Raw genomic sequence first — 17,688 nt, 5'->3', positions numbered from 1 at the left:
TAATTTATCCAAAACAATTTTTAAAAAAAATCAATTCGTACCTTCGCAAAACAAAATATAAATTATGCTTTTAGCCGTTGATGTTGGAAATACAAGAATTAAAGTAGCTGTCTTTGAGTACGGTATCCTATTGGAACGTTTTGTTTTTCCTGAATTTGAGCTTCAAAAAAATATTGAAATTATTTTAAACAAATATAAAAAAGTGACCGATTTAGTGGTCGCTTCTGTTGGGAATGTCGAAAAAACGGACTTTTTGTTCTTCGAAAAGCAGTTAAAAATCCATTTTATTACACATGAAACGATTTTCCCTTTTCAAAATCGATATAAAACACCGAATACTTTAGGAATCGACAGAATGGTACTTGCCACTGGTGCGGTAATCCAATTTCCCAATAAGAACCGTTTGGTTATCGACGCAGGGACTTGTGTAACGTACGATTTTATTGATTCGGAGGATAATTACCTTGGCGGGGCTATTTCTCCTGGAATCAGGCTTAGATATGAATCGTTACATAATTATACTGCGAAATTGCCGTTATTGACTTTAGAAAATTATGATCAGATTGTAAATCAAACGGAGGAGCAAAGTTTTATCGGAAAGTCTACCTCCGAATCCATTCATTCTGGAGTACTAAACGGGCTTATAAATGAAATCGATGGGTTTATTGATCAATATCAACAACAATATTCAAATTTTATAATAATTTTAACGGGCGGAGACACAGATTTTTTGGCTAAACGATTAAAAAATACCATATTTGCCAATTCAAATTTTCTGCTCGAAAGTTTGGACCAAACATTTCAATATAAAATCAAAAATGATTAAAAAATTCATATTACCTATCTGCTTCCTTTTTTCTTTAGTTTCTTTTGCACAAGAAGGCACTTCATCCCCATATTCTTTTTATGGGATTGGTGATGTAAAATTTAAAGGCACAGCGGAAAACCGCGCAATGGGAGGATTGTCAATTTTTTCGGATAGTATTCACATTAATATACAGAATCCGGCAGCTTATCCTGGTTTGAAGCTGACAACATTTGCCATCGGCGGAACTTATTTAACTACAAAATTAAAAACATCAAGCCAAGAAGAAAAGGCCAGAAGAACCGCTATGGATTATTTAGCTATTGGAATTCCTATGGGGAAATTTGGAGCTGGTTTTGGTTTGATTCCTTATTCTTCGGTGGGTTATAAAATACAAACTGTTCAAAATGGGCCAGCGCCTGATTCTATTCAAACAATCAAAAAATATTCAGGAACTGGCGGATTAAATAAAGCTTTTGTTGGACTTGGATATAAAATCACGCCAAAATTCAGCATTGGAGCGGATTTAAGTTACAATTTTGGAAAGATAGAAACCAGCAGCCTTCGTTTTGTAGAAGAGGTTCAGTATGGATCCAGAGAAAAAAATGTATCGGATATTAGCGGGGTTACTTTTACAACAGGATTAATGTTTCAGTCAAAAATCAGTGATAAACTTTCGATTTTTAGCAGTATGACATTTTCTCCGGAAAGTAATTTGAAATCAAAAAATGCGAGGAAAATAGGAACCATTCAGTATATTGCATCCGGAGCAGAAGTAGTTGTAGATGAAGAAGATATCGAAGTTGAAAATTCAACAATAAAATTACCAGCCAAATTTTCTTTTGGTGCAGGAATTGGAGAGTCGAAAAAATGGATGATCGGAACTGAAATTACCTATCAAAAAAGTAGTAATTCAGGAAATAGATTTAATGATATTATTGGAAATGATATTTATGAAGTGCATTATGAAAATGCGGTTAAATACAATGTCGGCGGTTATTTCATTCCAAACTTTAACTCATTTTCCAATTATTGGAGTAAAGTGACTTATCGAGGTGGTTTGAGATACGAAAACACCGGTTTGGTTTTTGACAATGAGCCTATCAATGATGTAGCAATGACCCTTGGATTGGGATTCCCGATTTCAGGAGTATTTTCAAATATTAATGTTGGTGCTGAATTTGGAAAAAAAGGTACAACTAATGCAAATTTAGTTCAGGAAAATTACGCTAATATCAGCATCGGAATTTCTCTTAATGACAAATGGTTTAAGAAAACACTATACAATTAAACAATATACTTAAAAAGTAATAAAGCCATGAAAACTAAATTAAGTTTTTTATTTATTGCATTCTTTAGTTTTTTTCTTCAAGCGCAAGATGAAACCTGTGCTGAAAAAGTAACGCGATTTAATGAGTTTGTTAAGACAAATAATTTAAAGGAAGCGTATTTACCATGGTCAGAGTCTAGAAAGAAATGTCCGTCTACTGATGAAACAATTTACACATCAGGAGAAAAAATCCTTCACTACAAAATTGACAACGCAGCAAATGCTGGTGAAAAAGAAATCCTTGTTCGTGATTTGCTGAAATTATATGATGAATACGACGCAAATTTTCCAAATAACAATAAAGGAAATGTTGTAAACAAAGCAATGGCTTTGCACAAAAATGGAATTGGAACTTCGGAAGAAATCTATAATTTGCTGGATAATGCTTTCAGAAAAAATCCGGAAAACTTTACTAATCCCAGTGCGTTATATGTTTACTTCGATTTGTTTTATACCCAATATAAAGACGGTAAAAAAGATATTCAGATCGATGATGTTTTCACAAAACATGATGCTGTCATTAACAGAATTGCATCAGCGCCGAAAAACGACTTAAAAACAGTACAAGCCTACAAAAGAGTTTCAGAAGGAATTGATGCTTTGATTTCAGGACTGGCTACATGCGAAAACCTGATTCCGTTTTATCAAAAAAACTTCGAATCTAAAAAAACAGAGGCACTTTGGCTGGAAAACGCAGCGACAAATTTATTGTCAAAAAACTGTACTTCGGATCCTTTATTTGCGAAAATAGCTGCCGAATTACATCAGATAAAGCCAACATCAAAATCGGCTTACAACCTTGGAGTTGTTGCTTTAAAAAGTAAAAACCAAACGAAAGCCATAACCTATTTCGACCAATCGTCAGAATTAAATGTTGATTTAAAGGAAAAAGCGAAAACTTATTATATGACCGCTTCATTGCTAATTACCAGCAATAAGTCCGCGGCAAGAGAATACGCAAGAAAAGCACTCCTTGCTAATCCGTCATTTGGAAAAGCCCATTTGCTCATTGCACAATTATATGTAAACAGTGCTAACGAATGCGGAGAAACCTCTTTTGATAAAAAAGCAGTTTATTTCCTTGCGGCAGAAGCAGCAAAAAAAGCAGGTGAATCTGATTCTTTTTTGAAGGCGACAGCCAACCAACAAGCAGAAGCGTATTTAAAAATGGCGCCTTCTAAAGCAGAAATTAAGGAAGCTAAAAAATCCGGTAAAAGCATCACCTTTAAATGTTGGATAAATGAGTCGGTGATGATTCCAAAATTATAATATGACTTTAAAAAAACATAAAATAATTTATTCGATTGTTGCTATTTTATCGGCGGCAATGTTTTTTTCATGCGAAAGTAATTTTAAAGAAGTTCAAAAAATTAATTTTTCGGAATTTACGCCAAGCGGAGAGGCCGATGATTTTAATTTAAAATATACGGATTCAGGCAGAATAAAATCAATTTTGATTAGTCCGAAAATGCTCGATTACGCAACGGTAGAATTCCCCTTTACCGAATTTCCAAAAGGCATCAATGTCACTATTTTTGATGTTAATGGTAAGAAAACATTCGTGACATCAAACTATGCTATCAGTTTCAAAGGAACCGATGTGATTGATTTACAGGGAAAAGTAACCATCACGAACGAAACGGGACAAAAGATGGAAACCGAACAATTGTATTTCGACCAAAAAAACGAATGGTTTTATACCGAAAAAAAGTTTAAATTTACAGACCCGAAAGGGGTTTCTTATGGAGAGGGAATCGATTTTAGTAAAGATTTCAAAATTGTAAACTCTCAGAAAATTTCAGGAGAAATCGATCAGGCTGAATAATTGTAAAAAAATAGACCACATGAGTTTCCTTAAATATGTACAATACGTTTACCTTATATTTGGAGCCGTTTTCATTTATGATGGATTTTCAAAAATGAATGCTGGCGAAGAATCGCCCTGGATAAGTTTTATACTGGGAGGACTTGCTATTTTTATGTTTTTCTTCAGAAGAAGATTTTCCAAAAAAATCGAAAACAGAAACGAAAAAAAGTAATACATGGAAATTAGTATTATAATTATTTGTTTAATACTATCCGCTTTTTTCTCGGGAATGGAAATTGCTTTCATTTCGTCGAATAAAATTTATCTTGAAATCGAAAAAAAACAAGATAATTTCCTTTCTAAAATCCTGACCAGACTTACCGAAAAACCATCGCAATTTATCGCGACAATGCTTGTTGGGAGCAACGTTGCTCTCGTTGTTTATGGGTTTTTCATGGGTAAAATGGTGATGCATTGGGTGACTTCATTAGGATATCATCTCTCCAATTTATCGGGTTTGTTACTGCAAATCGTACTTTCGGCTTTTTTAGTTTTAATTACATCAGAGTTTTTGCCTAAAGTTTTCTTTCAGATATATGCCAATAGCCTGATTAAATTTTTTGCCATTCCGGCTTATATTTTCTACTTGCTTTTCTATTTTATTTCTACAGTTATCATGTGGATTTCGGATATAATTTTGAAAAATTTTTTCAAAACCGAAGGCAATCAAATACCTTTATTTTTCAGCAAAATTGAGTTGGGAGATTATATTACCGAACAAATGAACTCGGTTGAAAATCAGGAAACAGTAGATTCCGAAATTCAGATTTTTCAAAATGCCTTGGAATTTTCCGGAGTAAAAGCAAGGGACATCATGACGCCAAGAACCGAAATTTCAGCTGTGGAAATTCAGGATTCTGTCAATGATTTGAAAGAAATGTTTATAAATACCGGATATTCTAAAATCTTGGTTTGCCAAAATTCACTGGACGATCTTGTTGGGTACGTGCATTCCTTCGAATTGTTCAAAAAACCGGAATCAATACAATCCGCATTAATACCCGTGGAGTTCGTTCCTGAAACCATTTTTATAAAAGATGTGTTGGATTTGTTAATCAAAAAAAGAAAAAGCATCGCGGTTGTTTTAGACGAACATGGCGGAACTGCAGGGATAATCAGCATCGAAGATATTGTCGAAGAATTATTTGGGGAAATCGAAGACGAACACGATTCGGAAGAAGAGCTCATAGAAAAAGAAATCGAAGTAGGCGTTTTTTTATTTTCAAGCCGATTGGATGTCGAATATCTGAATCAAACCTATAAACTGAATATTCCGGAAAATGATTCTTATGGAACACTTGGCGGTTTTATTGTCGATTTTACCAAAGAAATTCCTCAAAAAGGTGCTCAAATCAGCATTGGAACCTATCATTTCCTAATTGAAGAAGCTACAAATAAGAAAATAGAATTAGTGAAAATGTCAATGAGAAATTAATTTTTAATAAAAAAATGAAATTTCTTGTAAATTATAACTTTACAACTATAATTATTAAATAGATAATTGTATTTTCGCAAACTGAATTTAAAATTAACAACGATAAAAATGGCAGTTTTACAAAAAATTAGACAACGTTCACTTCTTCTGATACTAGTTATTGGTTTTTGTTTATTAGCATTTATAATAGGCGATCTTTTTAATAATGGGGGTTTTAGTCAAACCGCAAAAGACGTAGGAAGCATTAATGGGAAAGATATTTCTTTTGAAGATTTCCGATTAAAAGTAAGTAACGTTGAAAAAAGCGGGCAAGGAATGAGTTCGACTCAAGCTGCAAACAGAGTTTGGGATCAAGAGATTTCTATTGCTTTACTGACCGATGAATTTGAAAAACTTGGAATCCGCGTTGGAGAAAGTCATATTATCGAAGCTTTAAAAGCAGATCAGAATATTGGTCAAAACCCAATGTTTTTGAATGCAGCGGGTATGTTTGATATTGTAAAATTCAAAGAATACTTCAAATCAAATCCTGAGCAAGCTCAATTTATTAAAGACAGAGAAAAAGATGCTGCGCTAAACGCAAAGTTTCAAATCTACAATACTTTAGTTAAATCTGGAATTTATACGACAGAAAGCGAAGGGAAACTGAAATATGAAATGGAAGCAAACAAAGCAAACTTTGATTATGTTTCTGTGTTGTATTCTACGATTAAAGACAGCGACGTAACAGTTTCTGATGCAGAGATTACAGAATACATGAAGAAAAACGAAAAAAGATTTAAAGCTGAAGAATCTCGTGAGATAGAATATGTATTAATTGATGAAAAAGCTTCTCCGGAAGATGAAGCAGAAGTTAAAACAACTATCAATTCATTATTGTCAGGAAGAGTGGTATACAATCAGACTACTGGAAAAAACGATACTTTGCCAGGTTTTAGAGGTGCAACGGATAATATTGAATTCGTAAACGCAAATTCAGATATTCCTTATGACTCTACTTATGTAGCTAAAAAAGATTTGCCAGCTGAACATGCTGAACAATTATTCAATTTGGCGCAAGGGGAAGTTTACGGACCGTATATGTTTGGACAATACTATTGTATTTCTAAATCTTTAGGAAGAAAAGCTGGCGCTAATGCAAAAGCAAGTCACATTTTAATTAGTTATGAAGGAACTCAGGTTCCAAATAAAAAAGAAAAAAGAACCAAAGAAGAAGCTAAAGCTAAAGCAGAAATGTTATTGGCTCAAGTTCAGGCAAATCCTTCAAGTTTCATGATGTTGGCATTAACAAGTTCTGATGATTCATCTGCACAAAAAGGGGGAGATTTAGGATATTTCAGCCAAGGTCAAATGGTGAAACCTTTCAATGACTTTGTATTCAACAACTCAATTGGTAAAATTGGATTGGTAGAAACTGATTTCGGTTTTCATATTATCAATATTACTGACAAACAAGATGCAATCCGTTTAGCGACGATTGCTCAAAAAGTGGAACCATCAGATGCTACTTCGGATGTAATATTCAATAAAGCAGTAAAATTTGAAATGGATGCTAACGAAAAAGATTTCGCAGCAGTAGCCAAAGAAGCTGCCTTAACGGTAAATCCTGCAGTTAAAGTAAAAGTAATGGATGAGAATTTTGGTTCAATTGGAAATCAAAGACAAATCGTTCGTTGGGCTTTCGAAAAAGGAACTAATGTTGGTGACGTAAAACGTTTTGAAGTTGCTAATGTTGGAAATGTAATTGCAAAACTTAAAAAAGTACACGATGTAGGTTTGATGCCAATTTCTGAAGCAAGACCTTCTTTGGAGCCAATGTTGAAAAACAAGAAGAAAGCAGAGAAAATTAAAGCTAAAATGACAGGAACTTCTTTGGAAGCTATTGCAAAAGCAAATAATGCTGCAGTACAACAAGCAGTTGATGTAACTTTAGAAAACCCATCTTTACCAGGAGTTGGACCTGAGCAAAAAGTTGTTGGAGTCGCTTTTGGACTTACAGCAAATAAAGTTTCAGGAGCTATCGAAGGAAATGCAGGAGTTTATGTTGTAAAAACAAAATTGGTTTTTAAAGCACCAGCTTTGAAAAGTCATGCAGATTACATTGCTAAATTGAAATCTCAAAATGCTTCAGCTTCAGGAAGAGTAATTCCAGCTTTGAAAGCAGATGCTAAAATAGAAGATAACAGAGCGCAGTTTAATTACTAATCTCTTTCTTTATGAAATAAAAAAAATCCCGATTTATTCGGGATTTTTTTGTTTACATCAATATCATATCTTCATAAGGAATAATGGTTTCATAACCTTTTTTCTTGAAATAGGCTGTTGGATTTTCTTTAGTGATAACCAAAACAAAATCACCTCCCCAAGCACCAAGGCTTTTTATAACACCTTTGAAATCGGGAAATAAGCTTTCCTTTACCGTTTGCATTTCCAGTATATAACTCAAAATAATTTCATGTTCTTCTAACGCATTGGCAAAAGATTGCAAATTAGTGCTATTCAAAATCGAGTTTGTGATTTTGTTGACAGCCGTAATTGTTTTGCTCAGATTGCTTTTCTTCTTGTGATAGGAAGCGATGGCGCTTTTACTGCTTTGTTTTTTATTCAAATACACAAAATACAAATGCTCTGAAAAATCAGGATTAAAATCTACCGGTTCAATAACCGGCTTTTCATCGACCAATTGATAAATTATCGGGGAATTGTTTTGTGCGCAGGCAATATCATAACCACTGCCTCCAAAACTGTTTTTAAGCAGTTCAAAAGCGTCGATTTTAAGCCATTGTGCAATGTTGTTAATTAGAGTAGAGGACGTGCCTAAACCCCAGGATTTTGGAAAAGTCAGTTGGGTGGTAATAGCATAACCTTCTGCGCTATTGATGAAGTCAGGATTTAAAAGAAAAGCTTCGTGTAATATTTCTATTAAAGTGTCTTTTATGGATTCGCTTTCCAATACCGTTTTATTTGAAATTTCAGAAAAAAGAAGCACTTCCTGAAACCAAATGCTTCCGTCTTTATCATAACTGATCCAATTGATTTCTTTGTTTTTGCCCGTTTCAACAATTAAATTTTGTCCAAATTTTGTGGGTAAAGCTAGTGCTTTTGCACCATCAAGAACCAGATATTCGCCTGTAATTAATAGTTTTCCGTTGCTGTAGAATGTTTTTTTCAAGGTGTAGTTTTCAATATTATTGTCTGATACTTTCAATAAAATCAACCACGGTACTATGTGCTATGGTATTTATTTTGAAATATTTTTTGATTAAAATTCGTTCTTCGTCTGTCGCCTGAAATTGATTCATAATATTGTTCAAATGCATTTTCATGTGACCTTCCTGAATACCGGTGGTGGTTAAGGAACGCAATGCTGCAAAATTTTGAGCCAGACCCGCAACGGCAACAACCTCCATTAGTTCTCTTGCTGAAGGTTTTTCTAGCATTTCCAAAGATAATTTCACCAATGGATGCAAAGAGGTTAAACCGCCAACGGTTCCTAATGATAACGGTATTTCCATCCAGAAACTAAAGATATCATTTTCGATTTTTGCATGCGATAAACTTGAATATTGACCAGATTTTGAAGCATGAGCATGTATTCCGGCCTCGACTGCTCTAAAGTCATTGCCTGTAGCGAGTACTACGGCGTCGATTCCGTTCATGATTCCTTTATTATGAGTTACGGCTCGGTAAGGCTCTACTTCGGCGATCTGAACCGCCTGAACGAATTTTTCGGCAAATTCCAGTGGATTTTCAATATGTTTTTCGGTTAAAGCTTCAATTGGACACGAAACTTCTGCACGAACGATGCAATTTGGGACATAATTGGACAAAATGCTCATTACCACTTCAATCTGTTTTTCGTCATCGGAAAACAAATCATAAGACTGCGCTTCTTCTTTTAAGGTTTTGGCAAATTGTTCCAAACATGAATTAATAAAATTGGCGCCCATCGAATCTTTCGTTTCAAAAGTAACGTGAAGTTGGAAGTAATTCTCGATTAAGTTGGTTTTGTTTCGAAGTTCTATATCCAGAATTCCACCACCGCGTTTTTGCATGTTTTTGGTAATGCTTTCGGTTGCGGTGAAGAATTTATTTTTTGTTTCAACAAAGAATTGTTCCAGTTTTGAAAGTTCCCCTTTAAATATAAAATGAACCTGTCCAATTTTTTCGGTATTCAAAACGGTAGCTTTAAATCCGCCACGAGTGGACCAGAATTTCGCTGATTTTGCCGCAGCCGCCACCACCGAACTTTCCTCAATAGCCATCGGTATGGTTTTGTATTTTCCGTTGATCAAAAAATTCGGGGCAACACCCAATGGAATATAGAAATTGGTTATCGTGTTTTCGATAAATTCATCATGCAGTTGTTGTAATTTTTCGTCCGTATTCCAATATTTTTTCACCAAGGAAATGGCTTCTGTAGCGTCTGAAAAATATTCGTTGGCAATCCAGTTGATTTTTTCTTCTTTGGATAATTTTGAAAATCCGGCAATAGCGTTGTTCATTCCTTAATAAATTAAAATAATTTGCTGCAAAGATACGTTTTCGGGGATTCTAATGACAAAAAGATGTCGAAATGAAATGCAATAAAAACGCATTTAACACAAAAAAATGCGGTCAATTGATAAATTTTCACTAAAATTGGAAGTTTTTTCACCTACTTACTTTATGAAACATATCAAAAAAATAGCGTTTTTGTTCTTACTGGCTTCATTGTCAGTTGTTGGACAGCAAAAAATAACGGTTGAGGAGATTTTTACAGGCGCTTTTCGTACCAAAGGAATGGACGAATTGCAGTCTATGAAGAACACAAACCAATATACGGTTTTAAATTCGGACAGAGCAACAAGAAGTATGCAAATTGATTTGTATGATTTTGCCACGCTCAAAAAAATATCTACTTTAATTGACACGAAAAATCACAAAGAATTACAAGGTATCGACAGTTATACTTTTAGTGCAAACGAAAAAGTGATTTTGATTGCTAATAACAGCGAACAAATTTATCGTCATTCCTTTGTTGCCGATTACTATTTATACAATTTAGAAAGCAAGCAATTGACCAAATTGTTTGATTATAAAATACAGGAGCCTACTTTTTCTCCTGATGGAACCCAAATTGCTTTCGCCAAAGAAAACAATTTGTTCATTTATAATTTAGCATCAAAAATTACGAACCAAATTACGACAGACGGAAAGAAAAATCATGTAATTAATGGAATTACGGATTGGGTTTACGAAGAAGAATTTGCCTTTGTAAGAGCATTCGACTGGAATAAAGCCGGAGATAAATTGGCTTACATCAAATTTGATGAAAGCGCAGTACCTGAATTTTCGATGAGTATTTTTGATAAAGACTTGTATCCAACAGTTCAAACTTTTAAATATCCAAAAGCAGGGGAGAAAAACGCTATTGTATCTTTACAATTGTATGATGTAAAAGCCAATTCCACTAAAGAAATCAATTTAGGAAACTACAATGATTTTTATATTCCAAGATTAGAATGGACCAATGACACTAATATATTAAGCGTTCAGGTCATCAACAGACACCAGGACAATTTGGATTTGATTTTTGTAAATGGAACTACCGGAAATGCAAAAGTGGTTTTAAACGAAAAAGATAAGGCTTACGTTGATATTACAGATAATTTGACGTTTCTAAAAGACAACAGTTTTATTTGGACCAGCGAAAAAGACGGATTCAATCATATCTATTTGTATGATAAAAACGGAAAATTAAAAAATCAAGTGACCAAAGGAAAATGGGAAGTGACTTCTTATTATGGTTTTGATGAAAAAACGGGTAATGTCTTTTATCAATCAACAGAAAGCGGTTCCATCAATAGAAGTATATACAGAACAAGTCTTAACGGTAAAAATAAAGTGCGTTTGTCTCAATTTACCGGAACAAATAAAGCAACTTTAAGTCCGAATTTTCAATTTTATATCAACTCATTCTCCAGCGCATCAGAACCAACAAGTTATACCTTGCATGAAGCAAAAGCTGGAAAGCAAGTGCAATCCATTGTAAAAAATGACGCATTAGCAGAAAAACTGAAAGCCTACAATTTACCTCAAAAAGAATTTTTTGTTTTGAAAACTGAAAAAGGAAACGAGTTGAATGCCTGGATCATCAAGCCAAAAGATTTTGATGCTTCAAAAAAATATCCGGTTTTCATGTACCAATATTCAGGTCCGGGATCGCAACAAGTGAACAACGACTGGAATGGTTCGGATGATTATTGGTTCATGATGTTGTCGCAACAAGGTTATATTATAGCTTGCGTTGACGGTCGTGGAACGGGTTTTAAAGGAGCCGATTTCAAGAAAGTAACTCAAAAAGAATTGGGTAAATACGAACTGGAAGATCAGATTGATGCTGCGAAAATTCTTGGAAGTTATTCGTATGTAGATAAATCCAGAATTGGTATTTTTGGCTGGAGTTTTGGAGGATATATGTCTTCAAATTGTCTTTTCAAAGGGAATGATATTTTTAAAATGGCCATTGCAGTGGCACCGGTAACCAACTGGCGTTTTTATGACAGCATTTATACCGAAAGATACATGCAGACTCCTCAGGAAAATCCAAGTGGTTATGATGATAATTCACCAATTAATTATGTTGATAAATTGAAAGGAAAATTCCTTTTGATTCACGGAAGTGCGGATGATAATGTGCATGTTCAGAATTCAATGCAAATGATGGAAGCTTTAATTCAAGCCAATAAACAATTTGATTCCCAAATATATCCGGATAAAAATCACGGAATTTACGGTGGAAAAACCAGAATACAATTGTATACAAAAATGACCAACTTTATTAAAGAAAATTTATAATAGCTACAAATGAATAACAGTACTGCACCAACTCTAGAAGAAATTCAGAATTTCCAAGGGAAATATCCAAAACAATTATGGTATTTGTTTTTAGTAGAAATGTGGGAGCGTTTCTGTTTCTATGGAATGCGAGGCGTTTTGACCATTTTCATGGCGGATCAAATTCTGGGTTTGGCATTATCTGATAAGGACGCTAACTTAAAATATGGTGCGATTCAGGCATTTGTTTATGCTTTTACTTTTATCGGAGGTATTTTTGCCGATAAAATTTTGGGTTTCAAAAAGTCACTTCTTTTTGGTGCAAGCGTAATGATTCTTGGGAATTTAATTATTGCCTTTTCACCACAAGTCTATTTTTATTTAGGGATTACACTGTCGATTATCGGTACCGGTTTTTTCAAGCCGAATATTTCCTCGATGGTTGGAGAATTATACAAAGAAGGTGACAGTCGTAGAGATGCAGGCTTTGGATTGTTTTATTCAGGAATCAACATTGGAGCCTTACTTGGTGGAGCCGTTTGCGTTTATTTAGGTACGCATCCTGATTACGGATGGAGTTATGCTTTTTTATCTGCCGCAGTGGTAATGGTGTTTGGGTTGGTAACTTTTATATTGACCAAAAAATCATTGGGTCCGATTGGGGATACTCCGCTTCCACATATAGCTTCCTCGAAAAGAACTACTATGGAAATTACCGTTTATGCTTGTTCTTTACTGAGCATACCGTTGATTTTTGTGATGATAAAAAACACCGATTACACGGATTATTTCATGTATGCCATCGGACCGTTGGCGATTTTGTATTTCTTTTATGAAACCTTTAAAGTGAAAGACATAAAAGCACAGAAAAAATTAATGGCTGCCTTTGTATTTATTCTTTTTTCAGTTGTATTTTGGGCATTTTTTGAGCAAAGCGGTGGGTCATTGGCACTTTTTGCAAAAAATAATCTAAGTAATAATTTACTGTTTTTCGAAATAAATCCAAATATTGTCAACAATACTTCCAATTCATTATTTGTAATTATTTTTAGTCCGATATTAGGATTGTTATGGTTGGCTATGGCGAAGAAGAAAATTGAACCGAACACGGTTATAAAATTTGGAGTTGGGTTTTTGTTTCTGGCCGCAGCTTTCTATGTTTTCTATTACACCAGATTTTTTGCAAATGTAGAAGGAATCACTTCTTTAAATATTTTCACGTTAGCTTACCTGATCATTACATTTGGGGAACTTTGTTTGTCGCCAATCGGATTATCGATTATGACCAAATTATCTCCAAAAAGATTGTCGGGAATGATGATGGGAATGTGGTTTTTAGCGAGTGCATACGGTCAATATGCAGCGGGTTTATTAGGAGCCGGTATGTCATCACCTGATGAAAATGCTTCTTTAGTTACCAAACTGCAGGGATACACAGATGGATATTATCAATTGGCAATATATGCCTTAATTGCAGGGGTTCTGTTGATTGTAGTTTCGCCTTTGATCAAAAAATTAATGCAAGAAGTTAAATAAATAACGCGGATAATTAACTCGAAATATGTCAAATACCACAGCTGAAGCTCATTACAAATCGAATTTATTCGGACATCCCATTGGGTTGTACATATTGTTTTTTACAGAAATGTGGGAGCGATTTTCTTATTATGGAATGAGAGCATTATTGGTGTTGTACATGACGACGTCAACAATTGGCGACGATGCGAGAGGGGCAGGATTGGGATGGACAAGTCAGGAGGCATTAGCTTTATACGGATGGTACACGATGTTAGTCTATGTAATGTCAATTCCCGGAGGCATGATAGCCGATAAGCTTTTAGGTCAAAAAAAGGCTGTGTTAATAGGAGCGATAATTCTTTGTATCGGTCACGGCATTTTAGTGGTTACTGATACTTGGGCATTTTATACAGGTTTAGCATTAGTGATACTTGGTGTAGGTTTGTTAAAACCGAATATTTCCACCATGGTTGGAGGTTTATATGCCCAAGGCGATATACGAAGAGATAAAGGATTTAGTATTTTCTATATCGGAATTAATACCGGCTCGTTGCTGGCTACCATGGTTATTGGCTTTGTTGTTGTAAAATGGGGATGGCATGCTGGATTTGGTTTAGCAGGAATTGCAATGGTTTTAGGACTGTTAGTCTATATTTGGGGACAAAAATATTTAACGCATGTAGGTAATTTTGAAGTCCAAGAAGCAAATATAGAGGATGAAACTTCTTACGGTAGTCTATTTAGAGAACTCCTAAAAACTAAAACACAATTGATGATTACCGCAGGATTATGCTTATTGTCTATTTTAGGATGGTATAATTTAGGTTGGGCTTATGGTCTGTTATTTTTCTTTTTGACAATTATCGCGGCCCTGATGATGATGATTTACAAAGAGTTGTCTTCCCAACAGGATAAAGATCGTTTTGTAGTATTGTTGTTGTCTTTTATTATGGTCATCATATTTTGGGGCGCATTTGAGCAAGCAGGAGGACTGATGAATTTATATACAGATACCAAAACCGACAGAATGCTTTTAGGATGGGAAATCCCAACAGTTATGTTTTTAAGTTTAAATGCAGGTTTTATTATACTTTTCGCAACACCAGTAGCTATCTTTTGGGCGAAACGTAAGTTAAAAGGGAAAGAAGCTTCTTCAATTTTTAAAATGGCAATGGGTATTATGATCATGGGTTTTGGATTTTTATTCATGGTTTTTGCGGCTATGCAATTTGAAAAATCAGGATCATCAAGCATGATATGGTTGGCTCTGGCCTATTTATTTCATACTATCGGGGAATTATGTCTTTCTCCAGTAGCACTTTCATTTATCACAAAATTATCTCCTGTAAAATACGCGTCGTTAATGATGGGAGTGTATTTTGCAGCTTCAGGATTAGGGAATAAAGTAGCAGGAATAATCGGCGAGTCTGCCAGTAATTTAGGAGAGTACACCGTATTTTTAGGAATATTAATTTTCACCCTTCTGATCGGAACATTATTTACCTTAGCATTGAAACCATTAAAACGCCTTACTCACGGAGCAGAGGATAACGAAAAATAATATTTTAAAAATAAACACAATCAAATAATTAATTCATATGAGTCAAAATACAACAGACCAATTTTTTAAAAATACCGTTTTAGGACATCCAGCGGGATTATTCGTTTTGTTTTTCACAGAAATGTGGGAACGATTTTCATTCTACGGAATGCGGTCTTTATTAATATTATTTTTAACGGCATCTTTTGTAGACGGCGGTTGGGAATGGACTCGTGAAAACGCATCAGCTTTATTCGGTTCTTATGTGGGATTGGTTTATTTATCAACCATGTTAGGGGGGTATTTTGCAGATAAAGTTATTGGCTTCCGATGGGCCGTTGTTGTTGGTGCTGTCTTGATGACACTTGGACATGCTTCTATGGCTGTTGAAACCGAGTTTTCTATTTATTTGGGATTGGTTTTATTGGTTTTTGGAAATGGATTTTTCAAGCCAAATATGACTTCCATAATTTCAGAAATGTACAAAGACCGTCCAGAGAAAAAAGACGGAGCATATACTTTATTCTATATGGGAGTAAATGCAGGGGCATTCTTCGGAATTTTACTTTGTGGCTATTTAGGAGAAAAAGTTGGGTGGAGTTATGGTTTTGGTTTAGCCGGGATTTTTATGTTCTTCGGAATGTTACAGTTTTGGTTGTCTAAAAATATCTTTGGAGACATTGGTTTAAAACCAAGTAAAGAAAGCAAAGCCAAAGCAGAAGCTTTGGATACCGATAAAAGGAATCCTTTTACCCCTTGGCAACTTGGAATGATTGCTTTGTCTGCAACTTTAGGATTGTTATGGATTTTAAATGATCCCGCATCAAAAATATCCGGAGGGAAGATAAATGTTTTTGGTTTTCTGGGTGAAAACGGAAATTCTATTGCGATAGTTACAGCTTTGGTATTATTTATTATTTTGCTGGTGTATCGTTTCACACAATATTCCCAAATTACAAGAGAAAAATTAATTGCGGTTACCTTCTTTGCTTTTTTAACTATTTTCTTTTGGGCCATTTTTGAGCAATCACCAAACAGTTTAACCATTTTTGCGAGCGATTATACTGACAGGGTGCTGGAAGGAAACTGGAGCGTAGTGTTTTTAGTGATTAATTCTATGATTACTATTTTGCCTTTGGTTATTATCACTTGGGTATTGACATTAATGTTTAAACAAACGTTCAAGGATTATGCAATAGCAAATATTATTTTAAGTTTCAGTTTTGTTATTATCTGGACTATTGCAATTTGGATGCTAGCCAAAGATTATTACACCGCTGGATATTTGACATTATCTGATGAAACTTTGGCCTTATTAAAAATCGATAAAGTTACAACTGCATTAACAGAAGTTCCTGCGACTTGGTTCTCAACTTTGAATTCATTGTTTATAATTTCATTGGCTCCATTATTTTCTAAATGGTGGGAAAGTAAATACAATCCTTCTGCCAATTTAAAATACGGAATCGGAATGGGATTACTTGCTCTTGGAATGGCTTGTGTTGCTTTTGGTGCCAGTGGAATCGAAGCAGGTGCAAAAACAGCTTCAGTAAGCATGATTTGGTTAATATTAGTTTATCTTTTCCATACAATGGCTGAATTGTGTATCTCTCCGGTTGGATTATCTTACGTAAGTAAATTAGTTCCGGCCAGAATGATTGCCTTTATGTTTGGTGTTTGGTATTTAGCTGTAGCAATTGGTATGAAAGGTGCCGGTATGTTTGGTGAAAACATTGATAAAATAGCAAACGAGCACGGATTGAGTTATTTCTTTTGGATTTTAACAACAATTTCAATTTTGGTTGCAATATTCTCTATTTTAATGGGACCAGTAATTAAGAAATTAATGCATGGGGTTAGATAAATTTTCGGCATCATTTTTGAAAAAGAATAATTTAAAAAATAATAACTTATGAAGAAGATATTTATAACATTATTGATTGTACTTGGCTCTTTCGCAGTGGAAGCACAAGAATTGGTTTGGCAAACTGATGTGACTAAAGCTTTGGAAATTTCTAAGAAAACCAAAAAACCATTACTGTTGTTTTTCACAGGCAGTGATTGGTGTGGCTGGTGCATACGTTTGCAAAAAGAAGTGTTGAAAACACCGGAATTTGCAGCTTGGGCAAAAGACAATGTGGTTCTTGTAGAATTAGATTTTCCGAGAAGAACACCATTGACTCCTGAATTACAAAAACAAAATAATGAGTTAGTACAATTATTCGAAGTTAGAGGTTATCCAACTGTTTGGTTGGTTAATGCGGCTACGAAAGATGGCAAAACTAATTTTGAAAAACTGGGAAGCACCGGTTATGTAGCAGGTGGACCAACAGCATGGCTTAATGTTGCAAATAGTATTCTTAAGAATAAATAA

At 34.6% G+C, this 17,688-nt stretch carries 14 protein-coding genes; 12 read left to right on the top strand and 2 right to left on the bottom strand.

Features of this window, described 5'->3' with window-relative positions:
• Window positions 1–64: 64 nt before the first annotated feature.
• The 7 genes from VI621_RS04990 (at window position 65) to VI621_RS04960 (ending at window position 7,642) form a co-directional block, all read left to right on the top strand.
• On the top strand, window positions 65–826 hold the full coding sequence (locus VI621_RS04990) for a type III pantothenate kinase (protein ID WP_324217282.1): 762 nt from the start codon (window positions 65–67) through the stop codon (window positions 824–826).
• Window positions 819–2,096 (top strand): hypothetical protein, encoded by a 1,278-nt coding sequence (locus VI621_RS04985; RefSeq protein WP_324217281.1) that lies wholly within the window; start codon window positions 819–821, stop codon window positions 2,094–2,096. Before VI621_RS04990 ends, VI621_RS04985 begins: the two co-directional genes overlap by 8 nt.
• Window positions 2,097–2,123: 27 nt before the next feature.
• Window positions 2,124–3,404 (top strand): hypothetical protein, encoded by a 1,281-nt coding sequence (locus VI621_RS04980; RefSeq protein WP_324217280.1) that lies wholly within the window; start codon window positions 2,124–2,126, stop codon window positions 3,402–3,404.
• Window position 3,405: 1 nt separating this feature from the next.
• Window positions 3,406–3,960: an LPS export ABC transporter periplasmic protein LptC gene (gene lptC, locus VI621_RS04975; protein WP_324217279.1), complete on the top strand. Its 555-nt coding sequence runs from the start codon at window positions 3,406–3,408 to the stop codon at window positions 3,958–3,960.
• Window positions 3,961–3,979: 19 nt separating this feature from the next.
• A complete protein-coding gene (locus VI621_RS04970; RefSeq protein WP_324217278.1) occupies window positions 3,980–4,174 on the top strand; it encodes a hypothetical protein in 195 nt (64 codons plus the stop codon).
• 3 nt (window positions 4,175–4,177) lie between these two features.
• Window positions 4,178–5,437 carry a hemolysin family protein gene (locus VI621_RS04965; protein ID WP_324217277.1) on the top strand — a complete coding sequence of 420 codons (1,260 nt, stop codon included), beginning with the start codon at window positions 4,178–4,180 and terminating at the stop codon, window positions 5,435–5,437.
• A gap of 108 nt (window positions 5,438–5,545) precedes the next feature.
• The gene (locus tag VI621_RS04960) at window positions 5,546–7,642 is read left to right on the top strand and encodes a peptidylprolyl isomerase (RefSeq protein WP_324217276.1); all 2,097 of its coding nucleotides are present in this window, start codon (window positions 5,546–5,548) and stop codon (window positions 7,640–7,642) included.
• A gap of 52 nt (window positions 7,643–7,694) precedes the next feature.
• Here VI621_RS04960 and VI621_RS04955 read toward each other — a convergent pair whose 3' ends face one another.
• Window positions 7,695–8,609 (bottom strand): GYDIA family GHMP kinase, encoded by a 915-nt coding sequence (locus tag VI621_RS04955; protein ID WP_324217275.1) that lies wholly within the window; start codon window positions 8,607–8,609, stop codon window positions 7,695–7,697.
• 16 nt (window positions 8,610–8,625) lie between these two features.
• A complete protein-coding gene (locus VI621_RS04950) occupies window positions 8,626–9,942 on the bottom strand; it encodes a hydroxymethylglutaryl-CoA reductase, degradative (RefSeq protein ID WP_324217274.1) in 1,317 nt (438 codons plus the stop codon).
• Between the two features lie 163 nt (window positions 9,943–10,105).
• On the opposite strand from VI621_RS04950, the gene VI621_RS04945 reads away from it, so the two are divergent.
• From VI621_RS04945 to VI621_RS04925, 5 genes are read left to right on the top strand one after another with little or no spacing between them, the layout of a single operon-like run.
• The gene (locus VI621_RS04945) at window positions 10,106–12,277 is read left to right on the top strand and encodes a S9 family peptidase (protein ID WP_324217273.1); all 2,172 of its coding nucleotides are present in this window, start codon (window positions 10,106–10,108) and stop codon (window positions 12,275–12,277) included.
• Window positions 12,278–12,286: 9 nt separating this feature from the next.
• Complete coding sequence (locus VI621_RS04940) at window positions 12,287–13,792, top strand: peptide MFS transporter (protein WP_324217272.1); 1,506 nt, start codon at window positions 12,287–12,289, stop codon at window positions 13,790–13,792.
• Between the two features lie 25 nt (window positions 13,793–13,817).
• On the top strand, window positions 13,818–15,335 hold the full coding sequence (locus VI621_RS04935) for a peptide MFS transporter (protein ID WP_324217271.1): 1,518 nt from the start codon (window positions 13,818–13,820) through the stop codon (window positions 15,333–15,335).
• A gap of 37 nt (window positions 15,336–15,372) precedes the next feature.
• Window positions 15,373–17,178, top strand: coding sequence for an oligopeptide:H+ symporter (locus VI621_RS04930; protein WP_324217270.1), 1,806 nt, complete (start codon window positions 15,373–15,375; stop codon window positions 17,176–17,178).
• Window positions 17,179–17,226: 48 nt separating this feature from the next.
• Window positions 17,227–17,688 carry a thioredoxin family protein gene (locus VI621_RS04925; protein ID WP_324217269.1) on the top strand — a complete coding sequence of 154 codons (462 nt, stop codon included), beginning with the start codon at window positions 17,227–17,229 and terminating at the stop codon, window positions 17,686–17,688.

It is taken from the genome of Flavobacterium sp., from assembly GCF_035292545.1.
In the GTDB taxonomy this organism is placed as follows: Bacteria; Bacteroidota; Bacteroidia; order Flavobacteriales; family Flavobacteriaceae; genus Flavobacterium.
Note: the sequence above shows the minus strand (reverse complement) of the source record. Positions and strands in the feature narration are given on the sequence as shown.

Coding starts and splice junctions, on each gene's coding strand:
- VI621_RS04945 (WP_324217273.1), top strand. CDS start 10,106: ATGAAACATATCAAAAAAATAGCGTTTTTGTTCTTACTGGCTTCATTG.
- VI621_RS04940 (WP_324217272.1), top strand. CDS start 12,287: ATGAATAACAGTACTGCACCAACTCTAGAAGAAATTCAGAATTTCCAA.
- VI621_RS04965 (WP_324217277.1), top strand. CDS start 4,178: ATGGAAATTAGTATTATAATTATTTGTTTAATACTATCCGCTTTTTTC.
- VI621_RS04950 (WP_324217274.1), bottom strand. CDS start 9,942: ATGAACAACGCTATTGCCGGATTTTCAAAATTATCCAAAGAAGAAAAA.
- VI621_RS04930 (WP_324217270.1), top strand. CDS start 15,373: ATGAGTCAAAATACAACAGACCAATTTTTTAAAAATACCGTTTTAGGA.
- VI621_RS04990 (WP_324217282.1), top strand. CDS start 65: ATGCTTTTAGCCGTTGATGTTGGAAATACAAGAATTAAAGTAGCTGTC.
- VI621_RS04925 (WP_324217269.1), top strand. CDS start 17,227: ATGAAGAAGATATTTATAACATTATTGATTGTACTTGGCTCTTTCGCA.
- VI621_RS04935 (WP_324217271.1), top strand. CDS start 13,818: ATGTCAAATACCACAGCTGAAGCTCATTACAAATCGAATTTATTCGGA.
- VI621_RS04985 (WP_324217281.1), top strand. CDS start 819: ATGATTAAAAAATTCATATTACCTATCTGCTTCCTTTTTTCTTTAGTT.
- VI621_RS04980 (WP_324217280.1), top strand. CDS start 2,124: ATGAAAACTAAATTAAGTTTTTTATTTATTGCATTCTTTAGTTTTTTT.
- VI621_RS04960 (WP_324217276.1), top strand. CDS start 5,546: ATGGCAGTTTTACAAAAAATTAGACAACGTTCACTTCTTCTGATACTA.
- VI621_RS04970 (WP_324217278.1), top strand. CDS start 3,980: ATGAGTTTCCTTAAATATGTACAATACGTTTACCTTATATTTGGAGCC.
- lptC (WP_324217279.1), top strand. CDS start 3,406: ATGACTTTAAAAAAACATAAAATAATTTATTCGATTGTTGCTATTTTA.